A 16,188-nucleotide genomic window follows, 5' to 3' on the forward strand; every position below is an offset into this window, starting at 1 on the left:
GCATGGACACGCTGCGTCACCGCACGGATACTCATCGTGTCAGCCCCTTTGCCCCCAGCGCTCACCTCACCACCGCATTCGCGTGCTGCGCGGGTGTCGCGCGCCACGGGGGCAGGACAGAAGGAGAACGATGCAGTCGAAGAGGTTCCTGGCCATCCCCCTGACCGTGCTCGCGGCGGGGGCGTGCCTGACGGCGACCGCCGCGGCGAGCGAGAGGCCCGCTCCCGTCACGGCGGTCGCCCGCCATTCGGCCCTTCCTCCCGGCTACCAGCTCGTCACCCTGCCCAACGCGAACGTCGGCAACTTCCAGCGCCGCACGCTCTACTGCCCCGGCACCAAGAAGGTCCTCGGCGGCGGCGCGGAGGCCCGTGGCAACAGGGCGATCCTGGTCGGGTCGTTCCCCACCGACGACGGGCGCGGCTGGATCGGCATCGGCCGCCAGGACGGCTACAACGACGTCGGCATCAGCGTCTTCGCCATCTGCGCCGACTGACGGCCGGCGGATCCGGCCCCGGTCGCGCGTCGGCCGGGGCCGGCCCCATGCCGGGGGTCAGAGCTGGAGCGACTTGGTCTCCAGATACTCCTCCAGGCCGTGCTCGCCCAGCTCGCGGCCCACGCCGGACTGCTTGTAGCCGCCGAAGGGCGCCAGCGGGTTGAAGCGGCCCCCGTTGATCATCACCTGGCCGGTGCGGAGGCGGCGGGCGACGGCGAGGGCGCGTTCGTCGGTGGCGGCCCAGACGGCGCCCGACAGGCCGTAGCGGGTGCCGTCGGCGATGCGGACCGCCTGGTCCTCGCTGGTGTAGGGGACGATCACGAGGACCGGGCCGAAGATCTCGTCCTGCTCGATCGCCATGCCGGGCTCCACGCCGGCGAAGACGGTGGGCTCGACGTAGTAGCCGCGCTCGTGAGGGCGTTCGGTGCCGCCGGCCACCAGGCGGGCGCCCTCCTCCTGGCCCCGGTTGATGTAGCGGACGACGCGGTCGCGCTGGGCGGCGGAGACGAGCGGGCCGACACGCGTGGTCTCGTCGAACGGGTCGCCGACGGTGTAGGCGCGGGTCGCCTCGACGGCCAGCCGGACGGCCTCGTCGTACAGGTCGCGGTGGACGAGCATGCGGGTCCACGCCGAGCAGGTCTGGCCGGCGTTGGCGAAGCAGTTGGCGACACCGGCCTTGACCGCGGCGGGCAGGTCGGCGTCGGGCAGGATGATGTTGGCCGACTTGCCGCCGAGTTCGAGCGCGACCCGCTTGACGGTCTCGACGGCGAGCGAGGCGACCCGGCGCCCGGCCGCCGTGGAGCCGGTGAAGGAGACCATGTCGACCTCCGGGTGGGCGGCCATGGCCTCGCCGACGACCGGGCCGCGCCCGCTGACGAGGTTGAAGACGCCGGGCGGCAGGCCGACCTCGTGCAGGATGTCGGCCAGCGCGTACGCGGCGAGCGGCGCGACCTCGCTCGGCTTGAGTACGACCGTGCAGCCGGCGGCCAGCGCCGGGGCCACCTTGCAGACGATCTGGTGCAGCGGGTAGTTCCAGGGCGTGATCGCCGCAACGACGCCGACGGGCTCCTTGACGACGAGGGAGTTGCCGATCCGCGTCTCACGCGGGTGGCTCTCGGCGAGCCGGGCGTAGGAGGCGAGCACCCCGGCGGGCATCAGCGTCTGCACCTTGCGCGCGAACCCGAGCGGCGCGCCCATGTCGGTCGCGATCGTGGCGGCGATGTCGTCGGCGCGCTGCTCGATGAGGGAGGCGGCGGCGGCCAGGAGTTTGGCGCGTTCGGCCGGATCGGTGGCGGACCAGGAGGGGAAGGCTCTTCGCGCCGCCAGGACTGCGGCCTCCACGTCGTCGGGGGCGCCGGCGGGCACCCTGTCGATGATCTCCTCCGTGGCCGGGTTGACGACGTCGATCGCCTCGCCGGAGACCGAGGCGGTCCACGTACCGCCGATGTACAACCTGCGCATGGCCCCCATCCTCGCGCGCCCGCCTCGACAATGCGAGAGCCAGGCGCATGACTCACGGTGTCAACATCCGCATCTTCGCTGACCCACCGTCGCCAGCGACACACTTTGCAGCACTGTACGGTCATGCGCCCGGTAAGGGGATGAGTTGCCCACATTGGTTGGGCGGACCGGGGTCAGTCGAAGCGGACCTCGCGGGTACGGGAGCGCTTGAGCTCGAAGAAGTCCTCGAAGGCGGTGACGAGCAGGACGCCGTCCCACAGGCGGCCGGCCTCCTCGCCGCGGGGGATGCGGGTGATGACGGGGCCGAAGAAGGCGTTGGAGCCGACCCGGATGACGGGGGTGCCGACCTCCTGGCCGACCAGGGCCATGCCCTCGTCGTGGGAGGCGCGGATGGCGTCCTCGTACTCCTCGGACTCCATGGCGTCGGCGAGCTTGCGGTCGAGGCCGGCGGCCTCCAGGGCCTCCTCGGCGGTCTGGCGCAGCAGGTCCAGGCGCTTGCCCCTGCGCTCGTTGTGCAGGCGGGTGCCGAGCTCGGTGTAGAGGGCGCCGGTGACCTGGTCACCGTACTTCTGCTGGGCGGCGGCGACGACCCTGACCAGCTCCTGTGCCCGGGCGATCCGCTGCAGGTAATCGGCGGGGACGTCCTTGCCCTCGTTGAGCATGTGGAGGCTCATCAGACGCCAGCGGGGCTCGATGGGCCGGACCTTCTCCACTTCGAGAAGCCACCGTGACGTCGCCCATGCGAAGGGGCAGAAAGGATCGAACCACAGATCGACAGGAGTCTTCACAGTCATGTGGGGTCATAACCTGGGTGGGTCCGTGTCCTATTCCAAGCGTGACAGGATACCGACTACCCCGACGAAGTGGTGAAAAGGAGCACAACTTGGCAGGCAATCTGACCCGGGACGAGGCTCGCGAGCGTGCCCGGCTGCTGAGAGTCGAGGCGTACGAGGTCGCCCTCGACCTGACGGACGGCGAGGAACGCTTCGAGAGCCTCACCACCGTCCGGTTCAGCAGCACGCGACCGGGGGCGTCCACCTTCATCGACCTGCACGGCGCCAAGGTCCGCAAGGTGACGCTCAACGGCGAGGACCTCGACGTCTCGGCCTACGACGCCGAGCAGGGCCGCTTCCCCCTGCCCTCGCTGGCCGGGTCCAACGAGCTGCGAATCGACGCCGACTGCGCCTACATGCGCACCGGCGAGGGCCTGCACCGTTTCGTCGACCCGGTGGACCAGAAGGTCTACCTGCACAGCCAGTTCGAGACGGCCGACGCCCACCGCATGTACGCCTGCTTCGACCAGCCCGACCTCAAGGCCACCTTCCAGCTCACCGTGCTGGCCCCGGCCGACTGGGAGGTCGTCTCCAACGCCGCGCCGGCCGCGGTGACGGAGCTGGCCGAGGAGGGCGGCAGGCACGGGGCGGCGCAGGCCGCCAGGCGGTGGGAGTTCCCGGCCACGCCGGTCATGTCCACGTACATCACGGCGCTGGTGGCGGGGCCGTACCACAAGGTGACCTCGGAGCACGACGGCATCCCGCTGGGCCTCTACTGCCGCGCCTCGCTGGCCGAGCACCTCGACGCGGACAACATCTTCGAGGTCACCCGGCAGGGCTTCGACTTCTTCCACAAGGTGTTCGGGGTCCGCTACCCGTTCGGCAAGTACGATCAGCTCTTCGTGCCGGAATTCAACGCGGGCGCGATGGAGAACGCGGGCTGCGTCACCTTCCTGGAGGACTACGTCTTCCGCTCGCGCGTCACGGACGCCGTGGTCGAGCGGCGGGCCGAGACGATCCTGCACGAGATGGCGCACATGTGGTTCGGCGACCTGGTCACCATGCGCTGGTGGGACGACCTGTGGCTGAACGAGTCGTTCGCCACCTACATGTCGGTGCTCGCCCAGGCGGAGGCGACCCGCTGGGGCAAGGGCGCGTGGACCACGTTCGCGAACGTGGAGAAGGCGTGGGCCTACCGCCAGGACCAGCTCCCCTCCACCCACCCGATCGCCGCCGACATCCCCGACATGCAGGCGGTCGAGGTCAACTTCGACGGCATCACCTACGCCAAGGGCGCCTCGGTGCTCAAGCAGCTCGTCGCCTACGTCGGCCTCGACAACTTCCTGGCCGGGGTGCGCGACTACTTCGGCGAGCACGCCTGGGGCAACACCGAGCTGAAGGACCTGCTCTCCGCGCTGGAGCGCACCTCGGGCCGCGACCTGTCCTCGTGGTCGAAGGAGTGGCTGGAGACGGCCTGGGTCAACACGCTGCGCCCGTCGTTCGAGGTGTCGGCCGACGGCCGATTCGAGAGCTTCGAGGTGTTGCAGGAGGCTCCGGCCGACTACCCGACGCTGCGCTCGCACCGGGTCGCCATCGGCCTCTACACGCTGGTCGACGGCGAGCTGACCCGCACCCAGCGGGTCGAGCTGGACGTGGTGGGCGCCCGGACGGCCGTGCCCGAGCTGGTCGGCGTCGAGCAGCCGGACCTGGTGCTGGTCAACGACGACGACCTGACGTACGCCAAGATCCGCCTGGACGAGCGGTCGCTGCGCACGCTGGTCGACGGCGGCATCGCCGCGTTCACCGAGTCGCTGCCGCGCGCCCTGTGCTGGTCGGCGGCGTGGGACATGACGCGCGACGGCGAACTGCCCACCCGCGACTACGTCAGGCTGGTCGTCTCCGGCGCGGGCACGGTCAAGGACATCACGGTCCTGCAGGCGGTCCTGCGGCAGGCCCGCCAGGCCGTGCAGCAGTACGCGGACCCGGCATGGCGGCCGGAGGGCCTGGCGCTGCTGGCCGCCGAGCTGCGCTCCTGGCTGGCGGCGGCCGAGCCCGGTTCCGACCACCAGCTCGCGTTCCTGCAGGCGTTCGCGCCCGTGGCCATCTCCGGCGACGACCTGGCGCTGCTCCAGGGCATCCTGGACGGCTCGGCGGTGCCCGAGGGGCTGACCGTGGACGCCGATCTGCGCTGGACCCTGACGCACGCGCTCGTCTCGGGCGGGGTGCTGGGCGAGGCCGACATCGAGGCCGAGCTGCGCCGCGACCCGACGGCCACCGGTGAGCGGTCGGCGGCGCTGTGCCGTGCGGCCGTGCCGACGGCCGAGGCGAAGGCGGCGGCGTGGGAGCGCATCGTCAGCGGCAAGCTGGCCAACCACATCGCGCGCACCACGATCACGGGCTTCCAGGACCCGCACCACACCGAGCTGCTGGCGCCGTACCGCGACACGTACTTCGCCGAGGTCGGGCGGATCTACAAGGAGTGGACGTTCGACCAGGCCAGCACGTTCGCTGTGGGCTTGTTCCCGTCGCTGCTCATCGAGCCGGAGACGGTGGCGGCGGCCGAGCGCCACCTCGCGGAGGAGCAGCCGCCGCAGGCGCTGCGCCGGCTGATCCTCGAAGGCGCCGACGGCGTCAGCCGCGCCCTGCGCAACCGGGCCAAGGACGCCTCCTAGCCCACTCCTGGCCCTGTCGCGCGGTCCCGCCCGGCCCGCACCACCCGAGACCCCGGCCCGCCCCAGGCGGCCGGGGTCCCGGCGTCCGGGCAGCCGATCCGGCCAGGCTTGCTGACCTGCGGTGAGAGTCCCGTGGCGCGGGCGCGACGTGCTCTGCGATTCGGCGATCGCATCGCTCCCCCGGTGTTAGCCTCGAAGACGTGCTCGCCCCCGGTGCCACCCTCAATGACCGCTACGTGCTGACCAGCCGCGTCGGCGGCGGCGGCATGGGCGAGGTGTGGCGGGCCGACGACACCGTGCTCGGTCGCGCCGTGGCCGTCAAGGTCATGACGCCCGCGCTGGCGGAGGACCCGACGTTCGCCCAGCGGTTCCAGAACGAGGCCAGGGCCATGGCCACGCTCCGGCATCCCGGCGTGGTCGACGTCTACGACTACGGCGCGTGCGAGGTCGGCGGTCGCCGGGTGAGCTTCCTGGTGATGGAGTTCGTCGAGGGCGAGTCGCTCGACCGGGTGCTGCGCCGCCGGCCGCTCGACCCGGCCGCCACCATGCGCCTGGTCGCCGAGGTGGCCGACGCGCTGTCGGCCGCGCACGAGCAGGGCATCGTGCACCGCGACGTCAAGCCGGCCAACCTGCTCATCAGGTCCGACGGCCGGGTCGCCCTCACCGACTTCGGCATCGCCCACTCCGCGTCGGCGGGCCAGCTCACCGCCACCGGCGCGATGCTCTGCTCGGCCGGCTACTGCGCTCCCGAGCTGGCCACGGCCAGCGAGGTGACGCCCTCTGCCGACGTCTACGCCCTCGGCGTGGTCGCCTTCGAGTGCCTGGCCGGGCACCTGCCCTTCCAGGGCGAGACCCCCGTGCAGATCATCTTCAAGCACCTGCACGCCGACGTGCCGCCGCTGCCCGCCGAGGTGCCGGCGGGGCCGCGCGAGGTGGTCGCCAGGGCGCTGGCGAAGGAGCCGGGCAGGCGCTGGCCGTCGGCCGTCGCGATGGGTGCCGCCGCCCGGCAGGCCATGACCGCGCCGGACACGCCGCCCGACGTGCTGCCCGGCACCCCGCTCGCCCAGGCGTCCGCCGGCGCCCCGCTCGCGCGGGAGACCACGTCCGGCACGGGGGCGACCGCGTCCGCCGCCGAGCCCGGCACGCTGCCCACCCCGCCGCCGGCGCCCGACCCGCACGCCACCGCGCCGGTCTCCCCTCGGCGTCGCGCGCGCAGCGCGCTGCTGGCGGTGGCCGCCGCCGTCGCCGTCACCTCGGCCGTCGCCGGTTCGATCTGGTTGCGTCCCGAGAGCGCCGCCGACCCGGTCCTGCCCGTCACGCCGTCCGTGGCGACGAGCGAGGCCGCCCCGGTCGCCGAGCCGCCCACCACCGCGATCAAGCAGTCGGCCCCGCCGCCGCGCACCTCCACGACCGCCCCGCGGCCGAGCGCCACGGCGACGGCCACCCCGTCCGCCAGCGCCACCCCGACGCCGACCCCGTCGGCCACCGAGCCGTCCACGACGCCGACGCAGAGCCCCACCAAGGAGCCCGAGCCCAGCCAGGAGCCCACCGGCCCCGGCCCGCAGGAGCCGACGGCCGAGCCGGAGCCCAGTGTGACCGCGGAGCCGGGCGACATCCAGTGCGTCAGGGCGCCCTGCCCCTGACGGTCACTCCGGACCGCCCGCCGCCGCGTGCATGATCGGTTATATTGCCGTGTCCCCCACGCGTCCCGGGAGCCCCGTTGCAGCGGCAGAAGAAGAAGTCGCCCTCTCTCGTCGTCGATCCCGTCCTGCTCATCGGCACGGGGCTGTCCGTGCTGCTGGGCGTCATCTTCTACGTCCGCGAGGACACCGCGCAGGCTCTGGGCACGGTGGCCGGGCTCATCGGCGGCGTCATCACCCTGCAGATCCAGACCCTCCTGCGGGAGAAGCGCCGCGTGGACCACGAGACCCGGGTCGGCCACATGGTCTCCACGATCGAGAAGATCCCGTGGCTGCCCGACGTGATGGAGCCGATGCTGCGCGCGGCCAAGCACGTGGAGCGCGACTACAAGGGCACGCCGGCCGAGGACGCCTGCCGGGCCGCCTTCGAGGAGTGCCTCAGGACCCTCGCCGACCTGGAGCGCGGTCACTTCCGCGCACCGTACGGCGACAACGCGGTGTTCCTGCGGCTGATCGAGCAGGCGCAGGAGAGCATGTGCGTCACCAGCGTCCCCGCCGTGGACCTGGGCTGGTGGCACGAGCCGGTGGGCCGGCAGTACTGGCGGGCCCAGCTGACCGCGCTGGCGCGGGGCGTGGTGATCCGCCGGGTGTTCATCTACCACGAGTGGACCGGCGAGCTCGACGCGCTGGCCCGTGAGCAGCAGACGGCCGGGGTCAGGGTGCGCCGGGTGCACGTCGACCGGCTGCCGCCGCCGATGCGGGTGATCTCCGGGATCTGGGACGGCACCTGCGGCCACGAGCTGAGCTACACGGCCGCGGGCGAGGCCGTCCACGACACGTTCACGGTCTCTCCTCCGGATCTCGAACGGCTGATGCGGCAGTTCGAGATGATCGAGCGGAGCGCGGTGGATCTCGACGAGCCTGAGCCGCGGGCCGCGGACCCCGTCGCCTGACCGCGTCGGCGGTCAGCACCGCCAGTCCCAGCCAGAGCAGGGCGAAGGCCGCCCACCGGGCCACCGGCATGGGCTCGCGGAAGACGAGGAGCCCGACGAGGAACTGCACGATCGGCTCGATGTACTGCAGCATGCCGGTGAGGCTCAACGGGATCTTCTTGGCCGCCGCGCTGAACAGCAGCATCGGCACCGTCATCACGAAGCCCGCGCCGACGCCCAGCAGCGTGTTGGCGGCGGACACGTGACCGAAGGTCGCCCCGCCGCCGGCCTGCAGCACCACGGTGTAGATCAGCGCCGGCGGTGACAGGACGGCGGTCTCCACCATGAGCCCCTCGACGGCGCCGACGCCGACCCGCTTCTTGATCAGGCCGTAGGTGCCGAACGTGACCGCCAGGCCGAGCGCGATCCAGGGCGGCCCGCCGTACCCGATGGTCAGGAGCAGGACGGCGGCTGCGCCCAGGCCGATCCCCGCCCACTGCCACGCGCCCAGCCGCTCCCTGAGGACGACCACTCCGAGCGCGACGCTGACCAGCGGGGTGATGAAGTAGCCGAGCGAGGCGTCGACGACGTGGCCGTTCATGGTGGCCCAGATGAACAGCGCCCAGTTGACGGTGGTGAGGACACCGCCCAGGGCCAGCAGCGCCACCTGGCGCGGCCGGCGCAGGATGGCCGTCACCCGTCGCCGGCGGCCGAGCGCGAGCACCAGCAGGCCGATCGCGACGGGCGACCACACCATCCGCAGTGCCAGGATCTCCACCGGGCCCGTCGGCTCGACGAGCGGCCAGTAGAGCGCCGACAGGCCCCACAGGACGTACGCGGCCGCTCCGAGGACGACTCCCTGGCGCGAGACAGGCATCTCCCCGACTCTACGCGATCATCGTGGGGTGCTGTCCGCGGCGGCCGGCGGCACGGTCCGCCGGTCCCGTCATGAGAGAGTTGATCGGTGCACTCGACTCGCGACCTGCTCATCGCCCTGGCCCGCCGCTACGCGTTCGCCGACCTCGGAGCGCTGGCCCCGACTCCGGAGATCGCCGACGTGTGCGAGTTCGGGCAGCGGCTGATGTCGCTGGACGCCGAGGACTTCGCGGTCGAGGCGCGGTCCGTCCCGGCGGAGCTGAGGCGGCGGGCCCGCGCCTGCCACATGCCGCAGACGCCGCGAGAGCAGCCGCGCGGCGCGCTGGAGTCGCTGCGGCCCGGCTACGGGCTGCTGCTGGAGGTCATCGCGGCCCGCTGGAACCGCCGGGAGCTGAGCCCGATGATCGCCGCGGTGCACATCGCCAGCGAGTACCTTCCGCTGCTCGCGTTCGAGCCGCAACTGGGCCACGCGGGCGACCCTGCGCTGTGGCCCGACGGGCTGAGCGCGCCCGGCAGCCGGTTCGGCGTCATCGGCGACCGCGACTGCGACCACACCAAGTCCGAGCAATCGGCCACCAACAGGACACTGCGGGTGGCGGGCGAGCCGGCCGAGGGGTGGCGGGCGTACTTCGACCGGCAGCACAGCCAGGTGGCCGGCGCGCTGGCCGTGTGCGTGGCGACCTGCCGCAACCCGTGCACGGCGATGCACTGGATCGAGCCGGAGCAACGCGCCGACCTGGGCGTGCGCGCCCGCACCGCGCTGGCCTTCGCCGACACCCCGCTGGTACGGCTGCGCCACGCGGCGCCCGTCGGCCACGGGTTCGGCGTGCCCTCCCCCGAGGAGGTGCTCGACGCCTGGGAGCGCAGCCGTTCCGCGCTCGACAAGAACGAGGTCGGCGGCGCCGCGCTGAAGGACGACGGCTTCCCGCTGCCCGGGCTGCCGGCGCTGTTCTCGGCCGTGGCCGCCGCGCCCATCGCCCCGGCGACGCTGCTGTCCGGGGTGAGCGACCACGTGGTGGCGCTGCTGGAGGCGGCCCCGTCGGCGTGACTCAGGCCGGTGACTCAGGCCGGTGACTCACACAGGGTGACTCGGTCGGGGGGACTCGGCCGGGGTGGGTCACCAGACCGGCGGCCGGCGCTTGCCCCAGAAGCCGCCTCTGGCCGCCTCCACCTGGGCCGACAGCGAGATGAGGGTGCCCTCGCCGCCGATGCGGCCCCCGAGCATGACGCCGATCGGCAGCCCGTCGGCGCTCCAGTGCAGGGGCAGGTTGACCGCGGGCTGGCCGGTGACGTTGTAGATGGCCGGGAAGGCGGCGAACCGGGTCATCCGCTCGAACGTCTCCTCGGGCTCGGTCACGTCCTCGAACCAGCCCACCGGCCGGGGCGGCTGCGTCACGGTCGGCGTGAGCACCGCGTCGTAGCCGTCGGTCACCGCGAGGCCGCCCCTGGTCGCCAGTTGCAGCGCCGCCTGCGCCTGGAGGAACGCCGGCGCCGGGGTGGCGAAGCCGCGTTCGCGCAGCCAGGCGGTGATCGGCCGCAGCAGGCCGGTCTGGTCGTCGGCGACGGGGTGCATGCAGGCGAAGGCGTACCACAACGTGACGAACTGCGGCACCAGGTCGGGCCCGTAGGGCCGGTCGATGTCCACGACCTCGTGGCCGAGCCCGGCCAGCGTGGCGCTGGCGTCCTCGTAGGCGGCGAGCACCTCGGGGTCGACCTCGGCGCCGGGCACCACCGGGTCGGCGTACCGGGCGATGCGCAGCCGTCCCGGCTCCCGCCCGGCGTGCGCCAGGAACGTCCCCTCGGCCGGCGGCGCGACGTAGAGGTCGCCGGGCACGTTGTGCGCCATCACGTCGAGCAGGGCCGCCGCGTCGGCGACCGTACGGGCGATCGGACCGTTGGTGGACAGGCCGGCGAGGTCGGGGATGATCGGCGCGAAGCTGATCCGGCCGCGCGTCGGCTTGATGCCGAACAGCCCGCACACCGAGGCGGGGATGCGGATGGAGCCGGCACCGTCGCTCCCCTGCGCCGCCGGGGCCAGTCCGGCCGCCACGGCCGCCGCCGCGCCGCCGCTCGACCCGCCGGCGGAGCGCTCGACGTCCCAGGGCGAGCGGGTGGGCGGCGAAAGGTCGGTCTCGGTGTAGCAGGGCAGCCCGAACTCCGGTGTCGCGGTCTTGCCGAGCATGACCGTGCCGGCCTCGCGCAGCCGTTCCACGACCGTGTCGTCGACCGGCGCGACGAACTCCCGGTATGTCGCCGAGCCGAACATGATCGGCACGTCCTTCACCAGGTTAAGATCCTTGACAGGGATCGGCACTCCGGCGAGCGGCCCGTCCGGCAGGTCCTGCTCCAGGCGAGCGGCTTGCTCCAGTGCCCTCTCGGCGGTCACGGTCACGTACGCGCCGACGCGCGGGTCGATCCGCTCGATCCGGTCGAGGTAGTGGCGCGTGAGCTCGACCGGCGAGATGACCCGGTCGCGGATGGCCTGCGCCTGATCGAGTGCCGTTAGCTCGTGAAGGTCTCGCACGCTGGTCACACTAGGGATCTCTAGAGAAGAACGTAATAGATACCCGGAAATCGGGCGCGGAACACGGTGGGCTGGGGCCATAAAACTATGGACAGGGCAACACTAGGAATCGACCAGACGCTCGGGCTACGGTGAGTCGCGTGGACTCCGACCACCAGCGAGAAGACGGTCACAACACCTCACCGATCTGGGTGAGCGACAGACCTGACGAGGGCGAGCAGACCTCCGCCAAGCAATCGGCGCCCACTCCCACGTACGCGCCCGTCAAGCGCGTGTCCGTGGGCAGCCTGCTCGGCCAGCCGCGCTTCCACCATCTGCGCCTGCGGGCGCTGCTGGCACTGGGCGTGGCGCTGGTCGCGGGATTCCTGCTGGGCGACTGGCGGGCGGGCGTGACGGCGGGTGTCGTCGCGGCGATCCTCGACACGGTCTACCGGGCCAAGTCCCATTCCGCCGTGCCTGCCTGGCGACGCGCCTCCGTCGCCGAGCGGCGCACCGAGGCCCAGCTGCGCAAGCTCGAACGCAACGGCTACCGCACGCTCCACGCCAGGGCGATCCCGGGCACCGAGGCCCAGATCGACCACCTGGTCGTCGGTCCGACCGGTGTGTACGCGGTCGACTCCGAGAAGTGGGACAAGCGCCTGCCGGTGCGGGTGCAGATGGGCAAGAAGCTCTACCACGGCCCCTTCGACAAGAAGGAGCGACTCACCGAGGCGAAGATGGAGGCGACCAAGGCCGGCGAGCTGATCAGCAAGGAGTACGGCCGTGAGATCTCGGTCGTGCCGTCGCTGGCCATCTACGGGCCGGCGGTGCCGTGGAAGGTGATGAGCATCCGCGGCGTCGACGTCTACGACGGCGGCCGTGCCCGTAAGTGGATCACCAAGCGGGAGCGGGCGCTGACCGACGCCGAGATCGACCGGCTCTACGCGATCGCGGCCGAGGTGCTTCCGGCCCGCTACGGCGAGGGCTAGTCAGGCCGGGCCGGGCGGCTCCTCGCGGGCCGCCAGGCGCGTCGCCAGGTCGTCCAGCTCGCGGGCCAGCTCCGCGCTGGGCGGCAGCTCGCGCGGCAGGCGCGCGGCCAGGGCGGTGCCGAACCCGGCCACCCGCACGATGTGGTCCACCAGCGCCTCCCTGTCCCCCGGCCAGGGGAACGACGGCTGCGCGATGAACAGCGAGACGCATCCGTGCACGGCCGACCACATGCCGAGGGCGAGCAGTTCGGGGTCGCCGCGCAGGACGCCCGTCCGGACGCAGGCGGCCACGGCGTCGACCATGTGGCCGAAGCAGGCGGCGGCCGCCCGGGGCACGCCCGCGACACCGGCGCGACCGGCGGGCGGCCGCATCATGAGGACCCGATACTGCACCGGGTGGTCCAGCGCGAAGCGCGCGTAGGCCCGGCCGCATCTGCCGAGCGTGCGCAAGGGGTCGTCGTCGCCGCACGCGGCGAACAGCCGGCCCAGCTCGTCCCAGACCCGCAGGCAGACGGCCTCCACGAGCGCTTCCTTGTCGGCGAAGTGAAGGTAGACCGACGGGGTGGACACGCCCGTCCGCTCGGCCACCGCGCGCAGGGTGAGCGCGTCCTCGGTGCCGGTCTCGGCCAGCAGGGCCGCGGCCGCGCGCAGGATCTCCTCGCGCAGCAGCGGGCCGTGGCCGCGCCGTGCTCGTACCCGCTTCTGCATGAACTCAGATTGACGCCGTCAAGTTAACGGTGTCAATCTGAGCCTCTGCGAAAGGGGCGTGATGGGGACTTTTCAGGAAGCGACCGCGCTGACGGCCATGCCGGCCCGCGGCGCCGGCGTGTACGGGGCCGAACTGGACCCGCAATGGAGCGTCGGCACCCGGCTGCACGGCGGCTACCTGCTCGCGGTGCTCGGCCGGGCCGCCTGCCTGAGCTCGGGCGGCGCGGGCCATCCGCACGTGACCGCCGTGAGCGCGTCCTTCGTCGAGCCGCCCGAGCCCGGCGCCGCCGAGGTGCGGGTCGAGACGCTGCGCGTCGGCCGGAGCTTGGCACAGGTGCGGGCGACGCTCGCGCAGCGGGACCGGCCGCTCGTGGAGGCGCTGATCACGCTGGGGGCGCTGGACGACACGGGCCCCTGGTGGTCCGCCGCCGAACCGGTGGAGATCCCCCCGCGGGAGGAGTGCTTCCCCGCGCCCGCGAACCCGCCGGGCGCCGGCTTCCCCGTGCCGCTGATGGACGTGGTCGAGCAGCACATCCACCCGGAGCACCTGGCGTTCGCGTTCGGCGCGCCGGCCCGGCGGGGCCTGATCGCGACCTGGCAGCGCCTCGCGGACGGCAGCGACTGGGATCCCCTCAGCCTCCTCGTGGCGCTCGACCCGGTGCCCCCCGCCTCCTACGACCTGGGCCTGCCCGGCTGGGTGCCCACCGTCCAACTGTCGGCCTACGTCCGGCGGCTGCCGGCGCCGGGCCCCGTCCGGGTCCGGCTGCAGGCCACGGATGTCGGGGGCGACCGGATGGACGAGACGGCACAGATCTGGGACCACAAGGGCCGGCTCGTCGCCCAGGCGACCCAGCTCGCCGCGGTCCGTATCCCCGCCTGACTCCGCCACCCCCCACCCGTCGCCCGTCGCCTGCCACCCGTCGCCTGTCGCCTGTCGCCTGTCGCCCCGGCATCGCGGACCGATTCGCCTCGGGCCTGTGGATGACCTCGCCCCACCCGTCCGAGCTGTGGACAGCCGTCTCAGCCACCGGGCGACGCCCCGTACCATGGGGAGACTGGAAAGCGATGGGAGAAGCACAATGCCCGCCCTCAGGTCACGCACGGTCACCCACGGCAGGAACATGGTCGGCGCTCGCGCCCTGCTCCGCGCGACCGGCGTAGCCGGGAGCGACTTCGGCAAGCCCATCATCGCCGTGGCCAACAGCTTCACGCAGTTCGTCCCCGGTCACGTGCACCTGCGCGACGTCGGCGACGTGGTCTCCGCGGCGATCCGGGAGGCGGGGGCGATCCCACGCGAGTTCAACACGATCGCGGTCGACGACGGCATCGCCATGGGCCACGGCGGCATGCTCTACTCCCTGCCGTCCCGCGAGCTGATCGCCGACGCGGTCGAGTACATGGTCAACGCCCACTGCGCCGACGCGCTGATCTGCGTCTCCAACTGTGACAAGATCACGCCGGGCATGCTGCTGGCCGCGTTCCGCCTCAACATCCCGACGATCTTCGTCTCCGGCGGTCCCATGGAGGCCGGCAAGACGCCCGGGCGCAAGCTCGACCTCATCGACCCGATGATCGCCTCCGCCGACGAGTCGGTGTCCGACGCCGAGTTGCTGGAGATGGAGGAGGCCGCCTGCCCGACGTGCGGGTCGTGCTCGGGCATGTTCACCGCCAACTCCATGAACTGCCTGGCCGAGGCCATCGGCCTGGCGTTGCCCGGCAACGGCACGATCCTGGCCACGCACCGGGCGCGCAAGCAGCTCTTCGAGGACGCCGGCCGCCGGCTCGTGGAGATCACCCGCCGCTACTACGAGGACGACGACGAGTCGGTCCTGCCGCGCACCATCGCGACGCGTGAGGCGTTCGAGAACGCGATGACGCTCGACGTCGCGATGGGCGGCTCGACCAACACGATCCTGCACATCCTGGCCGCGGCCCGCGAGGCCGGCGTCGACTTCGGCCTCAAGGAGATCAACGAGATCTCGCTGCGCGTGCCGTGCCTGTGCAAGGTCGCCCCGGCGACGAACAAGTACCACATCGAGGACGTCCACCGGGCCGGCGGCATCCCCGCCATCCTGGGCGAGCTCGACCGCGCCGGGCTGCTCCACCGCGACGTGCCCACGGTCAACGGCGGCACCCTGGGCGACATGCTGGCCGCCTGGGACCCGTGCTCGCCGACCGTGCTGCCCGAGGCGATCGAGCTGTGGCACGCCGCGCCGGGCAACGTCCGCACCGTCAAGCCCTACTCCCAGGACAACCGCTGGGACGACCTCGACGTCGACCGGGCCGAGGGTTGCGTGCGCGATCTCGAGCACGCCTACACCGTCGACGGCGGCCTGGCCGTCCTCTACGGCAACATCGCCCGTGACGGCGCCGTGGTCAAGACGGCCGGGGTCGACGAGTCGATCTGGAAGTTCAGTGGGCCTGCGGTCGTGTTCGAGTCGCAGGAGCAGGCGGTCGAGGGCATCCTCAACGGGCGCGTGCACGAGGGCGACGTGGTGGTCATCCGCTACGAGGGCCCCAAGGGCGGCCCCGGCATGCAGGAGATGCTCTACCCGACCTCGTTCCTCAAGGGCAAGGGCCTCGGCAAGGCGTGCGCCCTGGTCACCGACGGCCGCTTCTCCGGCGGCACCTCCGGTCTGTCGATCGGCCACGCCTCTCCGGAGGCCGCCGAGGGCGGCACGATCGCCCTGGTCGAGGACGGTGACATCATCGACATCGACATCCCGGCCCGCAAGCTGGAGCTCCGTGTTCCGGAGGCCGAGCTGCAGGTCCGCCGCGAGCGGCTGCTGGCCGACCTCGGCGGCTACCGCCCGCGCGACCGCGAGCGGCCGGTCAGCGCGGCCCTGCAGGCCTACGCGGCCATGACCACGTCCGCCTCCACGGGCGCCTCCCGCGACCTGAGCCAGCTGTCGCGCTGACGTCCGCTTTGCCGCGCGAACGGGCCTGCCGCCATCTCTGGTGGCAGGCCCGTTCCTTCCATGCAGGCCGTCATCCGGGCGGGCGACACGTAGCGACCGATCATCCCGGACGGGCGACACCTAACGACCGATCACCCCAAACACGCGACACCTAACGACCGATCACCCCAAACGCGCGGCACGTAGCAGCCGGTCGTCGGTCCGGCGGGCGGCGGGCGTGGCT

Annotated in this window: 13 protein-coding genes; 8 read left to right on the forward strand and 5 right to left on the reverse strand. The window is 72.5% G+C overall.

Translation table 11 applies throughout. The features are described from left to right. The first annotated feature begins 130 nt into the window (after positions 1-130). Positions 131-493 (forward strand): hypothetical protein, encoded by a 363-nt coding sequence (locus FHU36_RS30940; protein WP_185087274.1) that lies wholly within the window; start codon positions 131-133, stop codon positions 491-493. A 57-nt stretch (positions 494-550) separates the two neighbouring features. On the opposite strand, the gene FHU36_RS30945 is transcribed toward FHU36_RS30940, so the two are convergent. Beyond that, the gene (locus FHU36_RS30945; RefSeq protein WP_185087275.1) at positions 551-1,954 is read right to left on the reverse strand and encodes an aldehyde dehydrogenase family protein; all 1,404 of its coding nucleotides are present in this window, start codon (positions 1,952-1,954) and stop codon (positions 551-553) included. A gap of 173 nt (positions 1,955-2,127) precedes the next feature. After that, positions 2,128-2,748, reverse strand: a complete 621-nt coding sequence (locus FHU36_RS30950) for a mycothiol-dependent nitroreductase Rv2466c family protein (protein ID WP_185087276.1) — start codon at positions 2,746-2,748, stop codon at positions 2,128-2,130. A gap of 89 nt (positions 2,749-2,837) precedes the next feature. Between FHU36_RS30950 and pepN the strand changes: the two genes are divergently transcribed. From pepN to FHU36_RS30965, 3 genes are all read left to right on the forward strand, one after another. Next, positions 2,838-5,399, forward strand: a complete 2,562-nt coding sequence (gene pepN, locus FHU36_RS30955; protein WP_185087277.1) for an aminopeptidase N — start codon at positions 2,838-2,840, stop codon at positions 5,397-5,399. Between the two features lie 200 nt (positions 5,400-5,599). After that, positions 5,600-7,042: a serine/threonine-protein kinase gene (locus tag FHU36_RS30960; protein WP_185087278.1), complete on the forward strand. Its 1,443-nt coding sequence runs from the start codon at positions 5,600-5,602 to the stop codon at positions 7,040-7,042. A gap of 77 nt (positions 7,043-7,119) precedes the next feature. Continuing rightward, positions 7,120-7,992, forward strand: a complete 873-nt coding sequence (locus FHU36_RS30965) for a hypothetical protein (RefSeq protein WP_185087279.1) — start codon at positions 7,120-7,122, stop codon at positions 7,990-7,992. Here the strand turns inward: FHU36_RS30965 and rarD are convergent. Beyond that, complete coding sequence (gene rarD, locus FHU36_RS30970; RefSeq protein ID WP_185087280.1) at positions 7,880-8,848, reverse strand: EamA family transporter RarD; 969 nt, start codon at positions 8,846-8,848, stop codon at positions 7,880-7,882. The two genes, FHU36_RS30965 and rarD, sit on opposite strands and share 113 nt — an antisense overlap. 87 nt (positions 8,849-8,935) lie before the next feature. Between rarD and FHU36_RS30975 the strand changes: the two genes are divergently transcribed. Continuing rightward, positions 8,936-9,895 (forward strand): hypothetical protein, encoded by a 960-nt coding sequence (locus FHU36_RS30975; protein WP_185087281.1) that lies wholly within the window; start codon positions 8,936-8,938, stop codon positions 9,893-9,895. 69 nt (positions 9,896-9,964) lie between these two features. Here FHU36_RS30975 and FHU36_RS30980 read toward each other — a convergent pair whose 3' ends face one another. Next, complete coding sequence (locus FHU36_RS30980) at positions 9,965-11,371, reverse strand: amidase (protein WP_185087282.1); 1,407 nt, start codon at positions 11,369-11,371, stop codon at positions 9,965-9,967. A 140-nt stretch (positions 11,372-11,511) separates the two neighbouring features. On the opposite strand from FHU36_RS30980, the gene FHU36_RS30985 reads away from it, so the two are divergent. Continuing rightward, entirely contained in the window at positions 11,512-12,339 is an 828-nt protein-coding gene (locus FHU36_RS30985) for a nuclease-related domain-containing protein (protein ID WP_185087283.1), read from the forward strand. Here FHU36_RS30985 and FHU36_RS30990 read toward each other — a convergent pair whose 3' ends face one another. After that, the gene (locus tag FHU36_RS30990; RefSeq protein ID WP_185087284.1) at positions 12,340-13,047 is read right to left on the reverse strand and encodes a TetR/AcrR family transcriptional regulator; all 708 of its coding nucleotides are present in this window, start codon (positions 13,045-13,047) and stop codon (positions 12,340-12,342) included. It lies immediately after the preceding gene. Positions 13,048-13,108: 61 nt separating this feature from the next. Between FHU36_RS30990 and FHU36_RS30995 the strand changes: the two genes are divergently transcribed. Continuing rightward, the gene (locus tag FHU36_RS30995) at positions 13,109-13,927 is read left to right on the forward strand and encodes a thioesterase family protein (protein WP_185087285.1); all 819 of its coding nucleotides are present in this window, start codon (positions 13,109-13,111) and stop codon (positions 13,925-13,927) included. 199 nt (positions 13,928-14,126) lie between these two features. Then, positions 14,127-15,965 carry a dihydroxy-acid dehydratase gene (gene ilvD, locus FHU36_RS31000; RefSeq protein ID WP_185087286.1) on the forward strand — a complete coding sequence of 613 codons (1,839 nt, stop codon included), beginning with the start codon at positions 14,127-14,129 and terminating at the stop codon, positions 15,963-15,965. The last annotated feature ends 223 nt before the right edge of the window (positions 15,966-16,188 follow it).

Source organism: Nonomuraea muscovyensis (assembly GCF_014207745.1).
GTDB lineage: Bacteria > Actinomycetota > Actinomycetes > Streptosporangiales > Streptosporangiaceae > Nonomuraea > Nonomuraea muscovyensis.